A 14,719-nucleotide genomic window follows, 5' to 3' on the forward strand; every position below is an offset into this window, starting at 1 on the left:
GAGCGAGGGATCACGCGCGGCGAGCACGGACGCTGCGACCCAGCACCAGTACTCGATCGAAGGAGATCCTGTGGGTCCGAACGTACGCCGCGGCCGATCACGGCCGCTCATCGCACTGCTGACCGGAACGGCGCTGGCCGCCGGTGCAGCCCTCACCGCCGTGGCGCCGGCATCCGTCGCCGAAGCTGCCGAAGGCGACATCGACCTCGCCTTCGACTTCGGCGGGCCGGCCACGCCGGTCGCCGCCGGCTGGCTCGGCGTGAACCCCGGCACGACCTACTCGGCAGAACAGGGCTACGGCTTCACGACCGCTCCGGCCGCCGCGAACTTCCGCGACCGCGGCGGCGATGACCTCCTGAATCGCGACTTCACTATCTCGAACACCCAGGCGTTCGCGGTCGACGTGCCGAACGGCGCCTACGAGGTCACGACCCTCGCGGGCGACCTCATCGCCAGCAACGGCACGAACTTCGACATCGAGGGCACCGCCTACGCGGGCCCCCGCACGACCACGGGCAACGTGCACGAGGCGTACTTCCCGGCGATCCAGGTCGCCGACGGGCAGCTGAACATCCGCGTCACGGGCGGCGACGGCCGCGTCAACGGCCTCAAGGTGCAGACCCCGCTCGCCTCGCCCGCGGGCCTGGCCGTGACGGATGTCGCCGCCGACGGCGACCTCGCCGTCACGCTCGGCTGGGAGCCGGTGGCGGATGCCACGGGCTACACGATCTTCCGCTCGGCACCCGGTGGCGAACTCGTCGCCATCGGCACGGTGACGGATGCCGCGACCACGAGCTTCGACGACACCGACGTGGAGCTCGGCGAGAGCTACGACTACGCCATCGCCACGGTGAAGGGCGACCGCGTCTCGCGGCAGAGCGACCGGCTCGCGGCATCCGTCGTCGATCCTGACGTCGCGGCACCCGCGACGCCGACCGGGCTCGCGACCACCGCGATCGATCGCAACAGCGTGACGATCGGCTGGAGTGACGCCGACGACGTGATCCAGTGGAAGGTGTTCCGCTCGACGCGCGAGGACATCGACTTCGAGCAGGTCGCCACGGTCACCGAGCCCACGTTCACCGACACCGACGTGCTCACCACGCGCCCCTACCTGTACCAGGTGGTCGCGCAGAACGCGGGCGGCGCGTCCGCGGCATCCGGCACCTTCGCGACGGAGGTCGCGACGACCCTCGTGCGCCAGGCCGAGTACCTCGACCGGGCGCCCGTCGCCGTGGCTCGCACCGAGGCGGACGGCGGCGGCGTGTACGTCGGCTGGCGCGTGCTCGGCCTCGACGCGCGCGACCTCCGCTTCAACGTGTACCGCGACGGCGCGCTCGTGAACGACGAGCCGATCACGGGTGCGACGAACCTCGTCGACCCCGACGGCACGACCGAGTCGACGTACCTCGTGACGGCCCTGGTGCCCGGTGCCGACGGCGCCGATGGGGCCGCTGCCGAGACCCGTGAGGTCACCGTCGCCGAGGACTTCGGCGTCTGGGACGACCAGTACCTCGACATCCCGCTGACCAAGCCGGCCGACGACGTGCTGCCCGACGGCAAGACCGTCACCTATGCACCCGGCGACGGCACGGTCGGCGACCTCGACGGTGACGGCGAGTACGAGCTCGTGTTCCTCTGGAACCCGTCGATCTCGAAGGACAACTCGCAGTCGGGCTACACCGGCAAGGTCTACGCCGAGGCCGTCAAGTTCGACGGCACGAGCCTGTGGCGCATCGACCTGGGCGTGAACATCCGCGCCGGCGCGCACTACACGCAGCTCGAGGTCTTCGACTTCGACGGCGACGGGCGCTCCGAGGTCGCCTTCAAGACGGCGGATGGCACGGTCGACGGCGTCGGCACGGTCATCGGCGACGGGGCTGCCGACCACCGCAACTCGGGCGGCTACATCCTGAGCGGCCCCGAGTACCTCACGGTCTTCGACGGGCAGACGGGCGCCGCCATCGACACGGTCGACTACACCCCGGGCCGCGGCAACGTCAGCTCGTGGGGCGACGCGTACGGCAACCGGGTCGACCGGTTCCTCGCGGGCGTGGCCTACCTCGACGGCGAGCACCCCTCGCTCATCACGAGCCGCGGCTACTACACGCGCACCGTGATCGTCGCGTGGGACCTCGTCGACGGCGAGCTCGTCGAGCGCTGGACCTTCGACTCGAACGATGCCGGCTCGGCGTACACCGGGCAGGGCAACCACCAGTTCGTGCCCGCCGACGTCGACCGCGACGGACTCGACGAGATCGTCTTCGGCGCCATGACCATCGACGACGACGGCACGCCGCTCTACAACACGCGTCTCTTCCACGGCGACGCGCTGCACGTGAGCGACTTCGTCACCGACCGCCCGGGCCTGGAGGTCTACGGCGTGCACGAGGATGTCTCGGGCAACGGCGGCATCGGCGCGAGCATGCGCGACGCCGAGACCGGCGAGGTACTCTGGACCACGAAGGCCACGAAGGACACCGGCCGCGGCGTCGCCGCCGACATCGACCCCGGCCACCCGGGCGCCGAGGCGTGGAACATCGGCGGCGACAACGCCTGGAACTCGCCCGTCGGCACCCTGAAGTCCGCCTCGGGCGAGGTGCTGTCGACCGACATCCCGGCGGCGAACTTCGTCACCTGGTGGGACGGCGACCTCACCCGCGAGATCACCGACCACGACTACGACACGGTCACCGCCTCCGGCGTGCCGACGATCTCGAAGTGGGACCCGGCGGCGCAGGAGCAGGTGCTGCTGAAGCGCCTCGACGGCACCCTCACGGGCAACACGACCAAGGGCAACCCGGTCGTGCAGGCCGACCTGTTCGGTGACTGGCGCGAAGAGCTCGCGGTGCGGATCGACGACGGCAGCGGCATCCGCATCTACACGACGACGGATGTCACGGACGCCCGCATCCCGACCCTGATGCACGACTCGCAGTACCGGGTCGCCGTCGCGGGCCAGAACTCGGCGTACAACCAGCCGCCGCACCCGTCGTACTTCATCGGCGTTGACATGGCGGAGCCGCCCGTGCCGTCGATCGCGTACGTCGGGGCTCCGGACGCCGACGAGACGGCGCCCGCCATCGCCAGCCTGCCCTCGGGCACGGTCGTCGACGACGAGCCGCTGCAGCTCGCGATCAGCGCGGAGGACGCCGAGAGCGGCATCCGTTCCGTGGTCGTGACCGTGGGGGGTTCGGAGGTCGAAGCGGACGCCGCGCTCGACCTCGCGGCCCTCGGGCTCGCGGGTGAGGTCGAGGTCTCCGTGACCGCGACGAACCACGCCGGGCTCGTCTCGACTGCGTCGTCGACGCTGCTCGTCGTGCCGGCGACCGGGGCGACCGTTGCTCCGGGTCGCGGGACCCTGTCGAACACGAGCGGGTGGCTGAACGGCCTGCACAACGGCGACTACGACGTGGTGATGAACCTCTGGTACGGCACGCCGGGCAGTGTGTTCCGCCTCTACGAGAACGGGGCGCTCGTGGCCACGAAGGTCCTCGGCGACACGGGCGGTCTCTCGCAGACGACCGGCGTCACGTTCACGGGTAAGCCGAACGGCACCTACGTCTACACGGGCGAGCTCATCAACGCGCTCGGCACGACGGCGACGACCTCGACGACGGTCAAGGTGACGCAGGCCGCGCCCGCGGCGCCGGTTGTCTCGACCGATCAGCGCAAGGGTGCGAGCTCGTTCACCGCGACCGCCAACCTCTGGTGGGGCACGAACGCGACGTCGTACCGCTTCGAGCTCGACGGCGTCTCGGTGGGTTCGGGTTCGCTCGTGGCGGCGACGCCGGGAGCCCAGGTCGCCGCGGTCAAGCTGACGGATGTCGCGCCGGGCACGCACTCGCTCGTCGCCGTGTTCGCCAACGCCAACGGCGAGACCGCGTCGAAGGCGGTGCAGGTGACGGTGAAGTAAGGCCGCACAAGCAGGAGGGCAGCGCATGCCGCGCATCCGCTGCCCTCCTCGTCACGGGGCCGGTTATCGAACGACCGGGCGTCAGTCGGCCTCGGTATCGCGGATGATGGTCTCGTCGTCGGGGATCTTGTCGTTCGGGAGCCCTTCGTCGACGGACTGCACCTCCGCCGGGACCCCGGTGTCGTCACGGTCGTGCTCGTCGCGGTGGTGCTCGCGGTCGTGCTCGTCGTCGCTTCGGCGGTCGTCGCGTGGATCCGTCATCATCGCTCCCATCGTGTTGCCGCGCGGATGTGCGGCAGTCCAACCCTCACGTGGGGCGGCCCCGGGGCGGAAGGGCTTGACACCGGTTCGCGGCATCAGCAGTCCGGCCTCACTCCGCAACCCCCTGCGTCTGCTCCGGGTCGCGAACTAGCCTGAGCGCATCGACCGAGGAGGACGAGATGAGCGACACCACCGGACGCGACGACCGCGACCTGCCCGACCACGATCTGCCCGAGGGTCCTGACCGTGACCTGCCGGACGACCGCGACTTCGCCGATGACCCGAACGAGCAGCAGCGCCTGCGCGCCGAGCACGACCGCGAACTCGGCGTCGACCCGTTCTTCGAGGGGGCGGACATCACCGAGAGCGACGGGCCCGACCTCGAGTCCGGCGACGATCTCGACACCGGCGGAGGGCACCGCACCCCGCGCGACTGAGGTGAGCGGTCGCGCGGTCGGAGCGGCAGGGCTTCGGGGCCGGGGGGTTCATTGGCGACTTCGGTGGTGATGTGGTGATGTCGCGAAGTGGTGATGTGGTGATGTCGCGAAGTAATGATGTCGCGAGTCGCGAGTCGCGAGTCGCGAGTCGCGAGTCGCGATGTGGCGATGTCGCGAAGTGGTGATGTCGCGAAGTAACGATGTCGCGAGTCGCGAGTCGCGAGTCGCGAAGTGGCGATGTGGCGATGTCGCGAAGTCGCGAAGTAGTGATGTCGCGAAGTCGCGAGTCGCGAGTCGCGAGTCGCGATGTGGCGATGTGGCGATGTGGCGATGTCGCGAAGTGGTGATGTGGTGATGTCGCGAAGTAACGATGTCGCGAGTCGCGAGTCGCGATGTGGCAATGTGGCGATGTCGCGAAGTCGCGAAGTAGTGATGTCGCGAAGTCGCGAGTCGCGAGTCGCGATGTGGCGATGTGGCGATGTCGCGAAGTGGTGATGTGGTGATGTCGCGAAGTAACGATGTCGCGAGTCGCGAGTCGCGATGTGGCGATGTGGCGATGTCGCGAAGTCGCGAAGTAGTGATGTCGCGAAGTCGCGAGTCGCGAGTCGCGATGTGGCGATGTGGCGATGTGGTGTGAAGTCGCGAAGTCGCGCCGTGGTGAAGTTGCGACATGGTGATGTCGCGATGTGGTGGAGTCGCGATGTGGCGATGTTGCGATGTGGCGAAGTGGTGAAGTCGCCATGTCGCGCGACTTCGCGAGGTGAGAACCGCGCGCCGAGCTCTTGTCGCGGCGGGTGCCGTGGAATAGCATTCCAGAATCACGCAGGAGTGGCGCAACGGCGCAAGGGGAGTCGCGGCTCGGCGTGATGAGGAAGAGCCCGACGGGGCTGCGGAAGACGCAAGGACATCGCACCCCGCCGGGCAAGGGCGCTGGACGATGGGGGTCGTCCGGCGCCCTTTCCCGTTCCGATCCGCCCGCCTCCGGATCCGCCATCCCCCTGGGTGACCTCGGCGCATCGCTACGTACGCGCGGTCGCGAGCCTAGACCGGCACATCGCTGCAGGCGGGCGCATGCGGCGCACAGTCGGGCATCGCCGCGGGCACGCATGCAACGCTCACCGCGGCATCGCTGCAGGCTCGGTTGCGACGCCAGTCCGGCGCTCCCGGCGCTCCCGGTGCAGCCGGGCCAGATGTCCTGCCTTTCAATGCACCTCTTGCGGCGTTCGCGAATCTTGGAATACCATTCCAAAATCGCAACGACGGAGGTGTGGTCGAGTGGCCAGGACACGTGAACTGAGCGGCACCCAGCCGCTGCTCGAGGTGCTCGACTCCTCGTACGGCAGCGTCGACGTCGAGGCGGCAGCAGCGGCATCCGTCGACGTCGAAGTGCGCGACGCGCGCGGCGAGGACGGCAGCCTGAGCGGCGGCGCCCCCGCCGATGGCGTGCTCGTGCAGTACGCGAGCATCACCGCCGAGGTCATGGACGCGAACCCGACGTGGCGGGTCATCGGCCGCTACGGCGTCGGCGTCGACACGATCGACCTCGACGCGGCATCCGCTCGCTCGATCCCGGTCGTGAACGTGCCCGACTACTGCGAGGAGGAGGTCGCGACGCACGCGGCCGCCCTCATGCTCGACGCGAACCGGCGCATCACCGCGGCCGACGCGCTCGTACGCCGCGGCGGCTGGGCCGACTGGGCGCAGCTGCGACCCATCGCACCCCTCTCGACGGCGACCCTTTCGCTCATCGGCGTCGGGCGCATCGGGCGCGAGGTCATCCGGCTCATGCGCCCGTTCGTCGGCCGCATCATCGCGCACGACCCGTTCGCCGGCGGACTCGACGACGTGGAGCTCGTCGACCTCGAGACCGCGCTCGCCGAGGGCGACCTCGTCAGCCTGCACTGCCCGCTCACCGCCGACACGCACCACCTCGTCGACGCCGCCGCCATCGCCCGCATGAAGCCGAGCGCCACGCTCGTGAACGTCTCGCGCGGCGGCCTCGTGGACGGGGCCGCGCTCGCCGCCGCCCTGCACGACGGGCGCCTCGCGTTCGCCGCGCTCGACGTGCTCGAGACCGAGCCGCCCGCCGCCGACGATCCGCTGCTCGCCGCACCCAACACGATCATCACCAACCATCTCGCGTGGTACTCCGAGGCCTCGGAGCAGCGCCTGCGCGCCCGTCTGGCCGAGCGCTGCGCCGCCGTGCTGCGCGGCCATGAGATCCCGTCGCTCGTCAATCGCCAGGGGCTCGCGGATGCCGCGGCCTTCGGCCCCGGCGGGTCCGGTCGGCGGGCGGCATCCGCCGACGCGGCATCCGCCCGCTCGACCTCGACCGAACCCTCGACCGCAACCCTGGAGCACCCGTGAGCCTCGCCGCCGACCACTCGCCCGCCGACCTGCTTGAGCTCGCGCTCGAACCGACCGGCGCACCCGCCCGGGTGCTCGCGGGCGACCCGCAGACCGCGGAGCACGTGCTCGTCGCCCAGCCGGGCCTCGAGATCGGCGTCTGGGAGGTCACGCCGGGGGAGTTCGCCTCGGCGAAGCCCGGCTCGGGCGAGGTCATGCAGTTCCTCTCGGGGGAGGGCATCATCACGCACGCCGACGGCTCCGTCACGCGCATCGCGGCCGGCTCGGTGCTCGTGCTGCAGCCCGGGTGGACGGGCACCTGGCGCGTCGCGGCGACGGTGCGCAAGGTCTACACGATCTTCGACGCGGTCCACGCGGGCGACGCGGCCCCCACGGGCGACGCGGTCCCCGCGGGCGATGCGGCCCCCGCTGGGGATGCGACGCCCGCAGCGGCATCCGCAGACGACGCGACCGCGGCTGCCGCCGGCATCCGAAACCCAGCGGAACATCACTGACATCTGATCGAAATCCGATTTCGGTACGGTGTTCCAAAATCAACGAACGAGAGGAGCTGACATGACCGCGACGGACGCGCCCACCCCCACGACGCCGCTGGCGATCAACGCCGATCCCGTCATCCGGCGCCGTATCGGCACCATCGCCGCCCGTGTCGCGCTGCTCGCCCCCGTCGTCGCGATCTACGTGGTCTTCTTCGTCTGGCCCATCGTCAGCGTGCTGCTGCGCTCGCTCAGCCCAGAGGGCAAGTTCGACGCCGCGGCGCCCGTGATCGACTTCGCGAACTACCAGCAGATCTTCGTCGACGACTTCCTCCTGCGCATCGAGTGGCGCACGGTGCTGCTCGCCGTGAACTCGACGCTGCTGACGGTGCTGCTCGCCTTCCCGACCGCGTACTTCATCTCACGGCTCTCCAAGCGCACCGCCGGCATCCTGCTCCTCCTGATCCTCGTTCCGTTCTGGGTCTCGATCGTCGTGCGCCTCTTCGCGGTGACCTCGATCCTCAGCCCCAACGGCATCGTCAACCAGCTGAGCCTCGCCCTCGGCCTCGGCGAGACCTCGCTGCTCTACACGCAGGCCGGCACGCTCGTCGGCACGGTCATGTACCTGCTGCCCTACATGGTGCTCGTGCTCTACGCGGGCATGACCTCCGTCGACGACAACCTCGTGCTCGCGGCCCGCACGCTCGGGGCCTCATCGGTGCGCACGTTCTTCACCGTGTACCTGCCGATGGTTCGCGGGTCGATCGTGAGCGGCGCCCTGCTCGTGTTCATCCTCGGGCTCAGCTTCTTCCTCGTGCCCGCCATCCTCGGCGGGCCCCAGGAGCAGACGATCTCGGTCTACATCCAGCAGCAGATCGACGTGTACCAGTGGGGCATCGCGAGCGCCATGGGCATCCTCCTGCTCATCGCCACGATCATCTGCTACATCGCCGTCGTGAAGGTCGCCGGGAGCTTCCAGCCGGGCGGTGTCGGGCCCGCACAGGCGAAGGGCGTGAGCACGTCGCTGCCGTTCCGCTGGTCGCCGTGGATGGCGGTCTCCGCGACGGTGACCGTCATCACCATCGGATTCCTCGTGGTCCCCGTGCTCTTCGTCTTCCCCCTCGCCGTGGGCGAGACCGGCACGGTCGTCTTCCCGCCGCGCGGGTTCACGCTGCGCTGGTTCGGCGAGGTCTTCACGAGCCAGGTCTGGCTCGGCCCCATCTGGCAGAGCATCATCGTGGCCCTCGGCACCGCCGTGCTCTCGGTCGGCATGGCGCTGATCCTCGCGAGGGTCACGAGCCGCATGACCTCGACGCTCGGCAAGGCCGTCATCGGCGGGCTCGCGTTCGCGCCCATCGTGACCCCGGCGATCCTCCTCGCGATCGGCATCTTCGACGTCGAGCTGAAGCTCGGCCTCACCGGCACCACGATCGGCCTGATCTTCGCCCACACGATCATCGCGGCGCCGCTCAGCTACGCGCTCATCGCCTCCGCCATGAGCTCGGCCGATCGCGGCATCGAGGCCGCCGCCTGGACCCTCGGGGCCTCGCGGGCCCGGGCCTTCTGGACCATCGTCGTGCGCGGCATCATGCCGAGCGTCGTCGGCGCCTTCGCCATCGCGTTCGTCACCTCGTGGGACGAGGTCGTGCTCGCCCTCTTCATCCAGACCGGGCCGACCAAGACCCTGCCCGTCACGATCTACAAGTACCTCGAGAGCGGCATCGTGCCGACGGTGCCCGCCGTGGCGTCGCTGCTCGTGCTCGTCGTCGTGGTCATCGTCGTCGTGCGCGGCGTGACGAACCGCGCCACCGACCGCCGCGGTGCGGCACGGAACCAGGCCCAGCCCCCGGCCCGACAGGAGAAGCCATGACCCTCTCGACCGCACGCCGCACGGGCGGCACCGACACGACGAACGCCGGCGACCGCCGCGGCGAGGTCGTGGTCACCGACATCGGCCTCGACTACAACGGCGTGCCCGCGCTCGCCGACACCGACCTGCACGTGCACGCCGGCGAGTTCTTCACCCTGCTCGGCCCCAGCGGCTCGGGCAAGACGACGCTGCTGCGCATCATCGCGGGCCTGCTCGATCCCGCACGGGGCACCCTCCACATCGACGGAACGGATGTCACGCGCACGCCCACCCAGAAGCGCGACATCGGGTTCGTCTTCCAGAACTACGCGCTCTTCCCGCACCTCACCGTCGCCGAGAACATCGAGTACGGACTCAAGGTGCGCAAGATGCCGGGCGCCAAGCGCGCCGCGCGCGTGAAGGAGATGGTCGACCTCGTGGCCCTCGGGGGCTTCGGCGACCGGTACCCGGCGCAGCTCAGCGGCGGCCAGCAGCAGCGCGTCGCCCTCGGCCGCGCGCTCGCCCAGAACCCGCGGGTCCTGCTCCTCGACGAGCCGCTCGGCGCGCTCGACCGAGGGCTTCGCGAGGAGCTCGGCGCCGAGGTGCGCCGCATCCAGCAGGAATCGAACACGACCGCCGTCTACGTCACGCACGACCAGGAGGAGGCGTTCATCCTCTCCGACCGCATGGGCGTCATGCGCGACGGGCGCATCTGCCAGCTCGGGACGCCCGAGCAGCTCTACCGCGAGCCCAAGGACCTCTTCGTCGCGAAGTTCCTCGGCAAGACGAACCTGTTCCCGGGCCGCATCACACGCGTCGACGGCGCCGCCTCGCACGTGCGCGTCGGCGAGCACGACCTCGTCGCCCGCACCAACCCCGCCATCGTCGGCGACGACGTCGTCTGCTCGGTCCGTCCCGAGCAGCTGATCCTCGGCGGCGCCGGAGCCGGTTCGCCCGTGCCCGCGGGCTTCGACCGCATCGCCGACGCGATCGTCACCGAGGTGCGCTTCCTCGGCCAGCGCCGCAGCATCCACCTCGACGCCGACGGCATCGCCTGCTCGATCGACCTCGACCCCGCGGCGCCCGCCCCGGTCGTCGGCGAGCACGTCTCGCTGCTCGTCCGCCCGGGCGAGATCGCGCTCGTCGTCGCGGCGCCCGCCGCCTCCGCCGAGCCCGACGCCTCCGCCTGACGCCGCGCCGCGGCATCCGCCCCACGACCGAGAGACCAGAACCGCACCACCCGCACCATTCGCAGCACCAGCACCGCAGCCCGAGCACCATCCAGCAGTCACGAGAAATCTAGGAGCAGCAATGAGAACCATCCGTCGTCACCGCCTCCTGCTCGCAGGAGCCGCGACGATCGCCTCGGCGGTCGCCCTCACCTCGTGTTCGTCCGGCGATGCCGGTGCCCCCGCCGAGGACGGCGCCATCAGCGGCGACATCCTCTTCTACGACACCAGCGGCGGCCAGGTCTGGGAGGAGCTCGACGCGACCCTCTTCTCCGACTTCACCGAGGACACCGGCGTCACCGTGACCGACGACTACAACGAGGCGGCGACGAAGTTCTTCGCCGCCTCCGAAGCCGGCCAGGTGCCCTGGAGCCTCGCGTTCCTGCCCACGGTCAACGACGCCGCCAAGGCCGCCGAGGACGGCTACCTCGAGAAGATCGACACCTCGATCGTGCCCGTCGACAAGCTCGTCGAGGGCACCTACGACGAGTACGGCATCGAGGTCGGCACGTTCGGCATGGTGCTCACCTGGGACGACGAGGCCTACCCCGACGAGAAGCCGTCGGAGATGGCCGACCTGTGGGACCTCGAGACGTTCCCGGGCAAGCGCTGCTTCTTCAACAACCCGCAGTACGGCTGGACCCTCGAGGCCGCCCTGCTCGCCGACGGCGTCGCACCCGACGAGCTCTACCCGCTCGACGTGGACCGCGCCCTCGCGAAGCTCGACGAGATCAAGTCCGACATCACGTGGTGGACCAGCGGCGCCCAGTCGATCGAGTCCCTCGAGAACGGCTCGTGCGACATCGGCATCCTCTGGGCCAACCGCGCGTTCGTCGCGGCCTCCGAGAACGGGTTCCCGGCGTCCATCACGTGGAACCAGGCCGGCTACTCCAACTCGGTGTGGTCGATCCCGGCCGGGGCGCCGAACGCCGCCGCCGCGCAGGAGCTCCTCGCCCACGTGATCGAGAACACCGAGGGCCAGATCGCCTTCGCGAGCAAGGTGCCGACGCCCATCCCCGCGTCGGTCATCGGCCTCGAGCCCACGTCGTTCCCCGAGGACGTGCAGCAGTTCCTGCCCATCGGCGACAACGTGACCGACGCCATCAAGCAGGACATCGACTACTACTCCGAGAACGTCGACGAGGTGCTCGACCAGTTCAACCGCTGGCTGGGCGAGTAGGACGCGGCGGGCGGATGCCGCGGCCGGCCGCACGTCGGCCGCGACATCCGGCTCGAAAGAACCGCGCAGCCGCACCACCGCACGACCTGAACCATCGCATGACCCGAACCACCGCCGGAACCGAAGGAGCCGCCTGATGCGCATCGTCTGCATCGACACCGAAGCCCAGTACCGCGACATCGTCGAGCGCGACGTCGTGGCACCCCTGCAGGCGCAGGGACACGAGTTCACGTGGATCGACGGCGGCCGCTTCGACGACCCGGCCGCCGCGATCGCGGCCGCGCAGGGGTTCGACGGGCTCTACGTCATCGGCGACCAGGGGCCCCTGCCCGCCGGCCTGCTCGAGCAGGCGACGACCCTCAGGCTCGTGAGCTTCGTCGGCACGGGCGCGCGCCGCTTCGTGGACATGGAGGAGGCGGAGCGGGCCGGCGTGACCGTCACGAACGTGCCAGACTTCGCCAGCCAGAGCGTCGCCGAGCACGCCATCGCGCTGATGTTCGCCGTCGCGCGCCGCGTCGTCGAGGGCGACGGCATCGTGCGCTCCGGCGGCTGGTCGAAGCACCAGGGCGTGAAGCTCGCCGGCCAGCGCCTCGGCGTCATCGGCGCCGGCGCGATCGGCGCCCGCGTCGTCCGGATCGCGAAGGCCCTCGGCATGGAGCCCGTCTACTGGAGCCGGACCGTCGATCCCGACCGCAGCGCGGAGCTCGGCGCCGAGCAGGTGAGCCTCGAGGAGCTCGTCGAGACCTCCCGCGTCGTCTCGGTGCACCTCACCCACTCGCCCGAGACCGACGGGCTCGTGAGCCGTGAGCTGCTGGAGCGCCTCCGTCCCGACGCGATCTTCGTCAACACCGCCCGCGCCGAGGTCGTCGACACCGAGGCGCTCGACGAACTGCTGGCGCACGGACGCATCTTCGGCGCCGGCATCGACGTCTTCACCGAGGAGCCGCCGAACCCCGCCGGACTGCCGGCGGTCTCGAGCAACGCGGTGCTCACGCCGCACATCGGGTTCCACACCGACGAGGCCGACGACGTGTTCCGGCTCGCGGCCGAGAACATCCTCGCCTTCGCGGCGGGCACGCCGACCAACGTCATCCACTGAGCGCCACACCGAGACCGGGAGCACCACGCATGCAGATCAGACACGCCACCCACCCCGACGACGTCGCGGGGCTGCCCAAGGCCGCCCTGCGGGAGCGGTTCGTCGCCGACTCGCTCTTCGTGCCCGGGGAACAGGTGCTCGTCTACACGCACGAGGACCGCATGGTCATCGGCGGCGTCGTGCCGCTCGCGGGCGAGCCGATCGAGCTCGTGGCGCCCCCCGAGCTGCGCACCGAGCGCTTCTGCGAGCGGCGCGAACTCGCCGTCGTGCAGATCGGGCGGTCCGGAACCGTGACGGTCGACGGGGTCGAGTACACGCTCGAGCACCGCGACGTGCTCTACGTCGGGCAGGGCACGCGCACCGTGACGTTCGCCGCCGGCGCTGACGGCGAGGAGGCTGCGTTCTACCTGGCCTCGGCGCTCTCGTTCCGCGGTCACCCGACCCGGCTCGTGCGCCTGCAGGACGCGAACACCACCCAGACCGGGGATGCCGCCACGGCCAACCGCCGCACCGTGCACAAGCACATCCACGCCGACGGCGTGCGCAGCGACCAGCTCGTGCTCGGCATCACCTCGCTCGAGCCGGGCAGCGTGTGGAACAGCATGCCGCCGCATACCCACGACCGCCGTACGGAGGTGTACCTCTACTTCGGGCTTCCGGAGGACCACCGCATCCAGCACGTCATGGGCGAGCCGCACGACACCCGCACCCTCGTGCTCTCCGACCGCGACGCGGTGATCTCGCCCAGCTGGTCGGTGCACTTCGGATCGGGCACGACGAACTACGCATTCGTGTGGGTCATGGCCGGCGAGAACCAGTCGTTCACCGACATGGACCAGATCCCCGTGACCGCCCTCGCCTGAGTCGCGGCCGCACGCGCCCGGACACGGGTGCCCGCTAGCGTAGGGGCACCCCCGCGACATCCGCTCGCCCAGTTCGTGCACCACCGCAACCCGCACAACGCACACTTCATCGAAAGGGATGCCTCGATGGTCGACACGTCGGAGAGCCGGCGCGATGCCGGCGGGACGACCGGCACGCAGAGCGTGGACCGAGCACTGCAGGTGCTGCTGCAGATCGCCGAGAGCCCGCCGCCCGGGCTCACGCTCGCGGCGTGCAGCTCGATCCTCGGGTACTCCAAGCCCACGACGCTGCGTATCCTCCGCACACTCGAGGCGCGCCAGTTCCTGCGGTACGACGACGAGCTCGGGGTCTACACGCTCGGCATGGCGACCGTGCAGCTGGGGTCGGAGTACCTGAACCGCCTCGACCTGCGCCGTGCGGCGCTGCCGTCGATGCGCGCCCTCGTCGAGCAGACGCAGGAGACCGCACACCTCGGGGTGCTGAGCGGGACGGATGTCGTCTACATCGAGCTCGTCGACAGCCCCCATCCGGTTCGCGTGTTCAGCCGCGTCGGCGCCGCCGTGCCCGCGTACGCGACCGCGATCGGCAAGGCGATCCTCGCGTGGACGCCCGAGGACGCCCGCCCGGCGCACATCTCCCAGCCGCTCGCGGCGCGCACGCCGTTCACGATCGTCACGGCCGGCGACCTCGCCGACGACCTTGCGGCGACCCGCGAGCGCGGCTACGCCATCGACAACCAGGAGAACCGCGAGGGCATCCGCGGCTTCGCCGCTCCCGTGTTCGACTTCCAGGGCCGCGCGATCGCGGCTGTAAGCATCGCCGGCCCCGCGACGCGCGTGACGCCCGACTCGGCGACCGAGCTCGGCGCGCGCATCGTCGAGACCGCCGCCGAGATCTCCGCCTCGATGGGGGCGCCGCGGAGCGGATCGTGAGCTCGGCGCCCGGCTCGGCGGCCGGGGCGACCCGGACAGCCGGGGCGACCGGGGCGGCCGGGGCGGCCTGGTTGGCGGCGCCGGGCGAGCCGACCGCGCCGGGCGAGCC

11 protein-coding genes are annotated in these 14,719 nt (G+C 70.4%); 10 read left to right on the forward strand and 1 reads right to left on the reverse strand.

Translation table 11 applies throughout. The annotated features are described in order from the left end of the window. Positions 1 to 70: 70 nt before the first annotated feature. A complete protein-coding gene (locus GQQ95_RS19800; protein ID WP_157428851.1) occupies positions 71 to 3,916 on the forward strand; it encodes a rhamnogalacturonan lyase family protein in 3,846 nt (1,281 codons plus the stop codon). A gap of 81 nt (positions 3,917 to 3,997) precedes the next feature. Here GQQ95_RS19800 and GQQ95_RS17305 read toward each other — a convergent pair whose 3' ends face one another. Continuing rightward, on the reverse strand, positions 3,998 to 4,177 hold the full coding sequence (locus tag GQQ95_RS17305; RefSeq protein ID WP_157428852.1) for a hypothetical protein: 180 nt from the start codon (positions 4,175 to 4,177) through the stop codon (positions 3,998 to 4,000). Positions 4,178 to 4,356: 179 nt separating this feature from the next. Between GQQ95_RS17305 and GQQ95_RS17310 the strand changes: the two genes are divergently transcribed. The 9 genes from GQQ95_RS17310 (at position 4,357) to GQQ95_RS17350 (ending at position 14,610) form a co-directional block, all read left to right on the forward strand. Then, positions 4,357 to 4,614 carry a hypothetical protein gene (locus GQQ95_RS17310; protein WP_157428853.1) on the forward strand — a complete coding sequence of 86 codons (258 nt, stop codon included), beginning with the start codon at positions 4,357 to 4,359 and terminating at the stop codon, positions 4,612 to 4,614. Between the two features lie 1,275 nt (positions 4,615 to 5,889). Then, a complete protein-coding gene (locus tag GQQ95_RS17315) occupies positions 5,890 to 6,981 on the forward strand; it encodes a C-terminal binding protein (RefSeq protein ID WP_170297115.1) in 1,092 nt (363 codons plus the stop codon). Continuing rightward, the gene (locus tag GQQ95_RS19520) at positions 6,978 to 7,475 is read left to right on the forward strand and encodes a cupin domain-containing protein (protein ID WP_246205752.1); all 498 of its coding nucleotides are present in this window, start codon (positions 6,978 to 6,980) and stop codon (positions 7,473 to 7,475) included. The genes GQQ95_RS17315 and GQQ95_RS19520 overlap by 4 nt, the downstream gene beginning before the upstream one ends. A gap of 61 nt (positions 7,476 to 7,536) precedes the next feature. Next, a complete protein-coding gene (locus GQQ95_RS17325) occupies positions 7,537 to 9,327 on the forward strand; it encodes an ABC transporter permease subunit (protein ID WP_157428855.1) in 1,791 nt (596 codons plus the stop codon). After that, a complete protein-coding gene (locus tag GQQ95_RS17330; RefSeq protein ID WP_157428856.1) occupies positions 9,324 to 10,496 on the forward strand; it encodes an ABC transporter ATP-binding protein in 1,173 nt (390 codons plus the stop codon). Before GQQ95_RS17325 ends, GQQ95_RS17330 begins: the two co-directional genes overlap by 4 nt. Positions 10,497 to 10,617: 121 nt before the next feature. Further along, complete coding sequence (locus tag GQQ95_RS17335; protein ID WP_157428857.1) at positions 10,618 to 11,715, forward strand: extracellular solute-binding protein; 1,098 nt, start codon at positions 10,618 to 10,620, stop codon at positions 11,713 to 11,715. Between the two features lie 136 nt (positions 11,716 to 11,851). Next, complete coding sequence (locus tag GQQ95_RS17340) at positions 11,852 to 12,814, forward strand: 2-hydroxyacid dehydrogenase (RefSeq protein WP_157428858.1); 963 nt, start codon at positions 11,852 to 11,854, stop codon at positions 12,812 to 12,814. A gap of 29 nt (positions 12,815 to 12,843) precedes the next feature. Next, on the forward strand, positions 12,844 to 13,677 hold the full coding sequence (gene kduI, locus GQQ95_RS17345) for a 5-dehydro-4-deoxy-D-glucuronate isomerase (protein ID WP_157428859.1): 834 nt from the start codon (positions 12,844 to 12,846) through the stop codon (positions 13,675 to 13,677). Between the two features lie 126 nt (positions 13,678 to 13,803). Then, a complete protein-coding gene (locus GQQ95_RS17350; RefSeq protein WP_157428860.1) occupies positions 13,804 to 14,610 on the forward strand; it encodes an IclR family transcriptional regulator in 807 nt (268 codons plus the stop codon). Positions 14,611 to 14,719 lie beyond the last annotated feature (109 nt).

The organism is Agromyces salentinus, assembly GCF_009749395.1.
Lineage (GTDB): Bacteria > Actinomycetota > Actinomycetes > Actinomycetales > Microbacteriaceae > Agromyces > Agromyces salentinus.

Coding starts and splice junctions, on each gene's coding strand:
- GQQ95_RS17330 (WP_157428856.1), top strand. CDS start 9,324: ATGACCCTCTCGACCGCACGCCGCACGGGCGGCACCGACACGACGAAC.
- GQQ95_RS17335 (WP_157428857.1), top strand. CDS start 10,618: ATGAGAACCATCCGTCGTCACCGCCTCCTGCTCGCAGGAGCCGCGACG.
- GQQ95_RS17350 (WP_157428860.1), top strand. CDS start 13,804: ATGGTCGACACGTCGGAGAGCCGGCGCGATGCCGGCGGGACGACCGGC.
- GQQ95_RS17305 (WP_157428852.1), bottom strand. CDS start 4,177: ATGACGGATCCACGCGACGACCGCCGAAGCGACGACGAGCACGACCGC.
- GQQ95_RS17325 (WP_157428855.1), top strand. CDS start 7,537: ATGACCGCGACGGACGCGCCCACCCCCACGACGCCGCTGGCGATCAAC.
- GQQ95_RS17310 (WP_157428853.1), top strand. CDS start 4,357: ATGAGCGACACCACCGGACGCGACGACCGCGACCTGCCCGACCACGAT.
- GQQ95_RS17340 (WP_157428858.1), top strand. CDS start 11,852: ATGCGCATCGTCTGCATCGACACCGAAGCCCAGTACCGCGACATCGTC.
- kduI (WP_157428859.1), top strand. CDS start 12,844: ATGCAGATCAGACACGCCACCCACCCCGACGACGTCGCGGGGCTGCCC.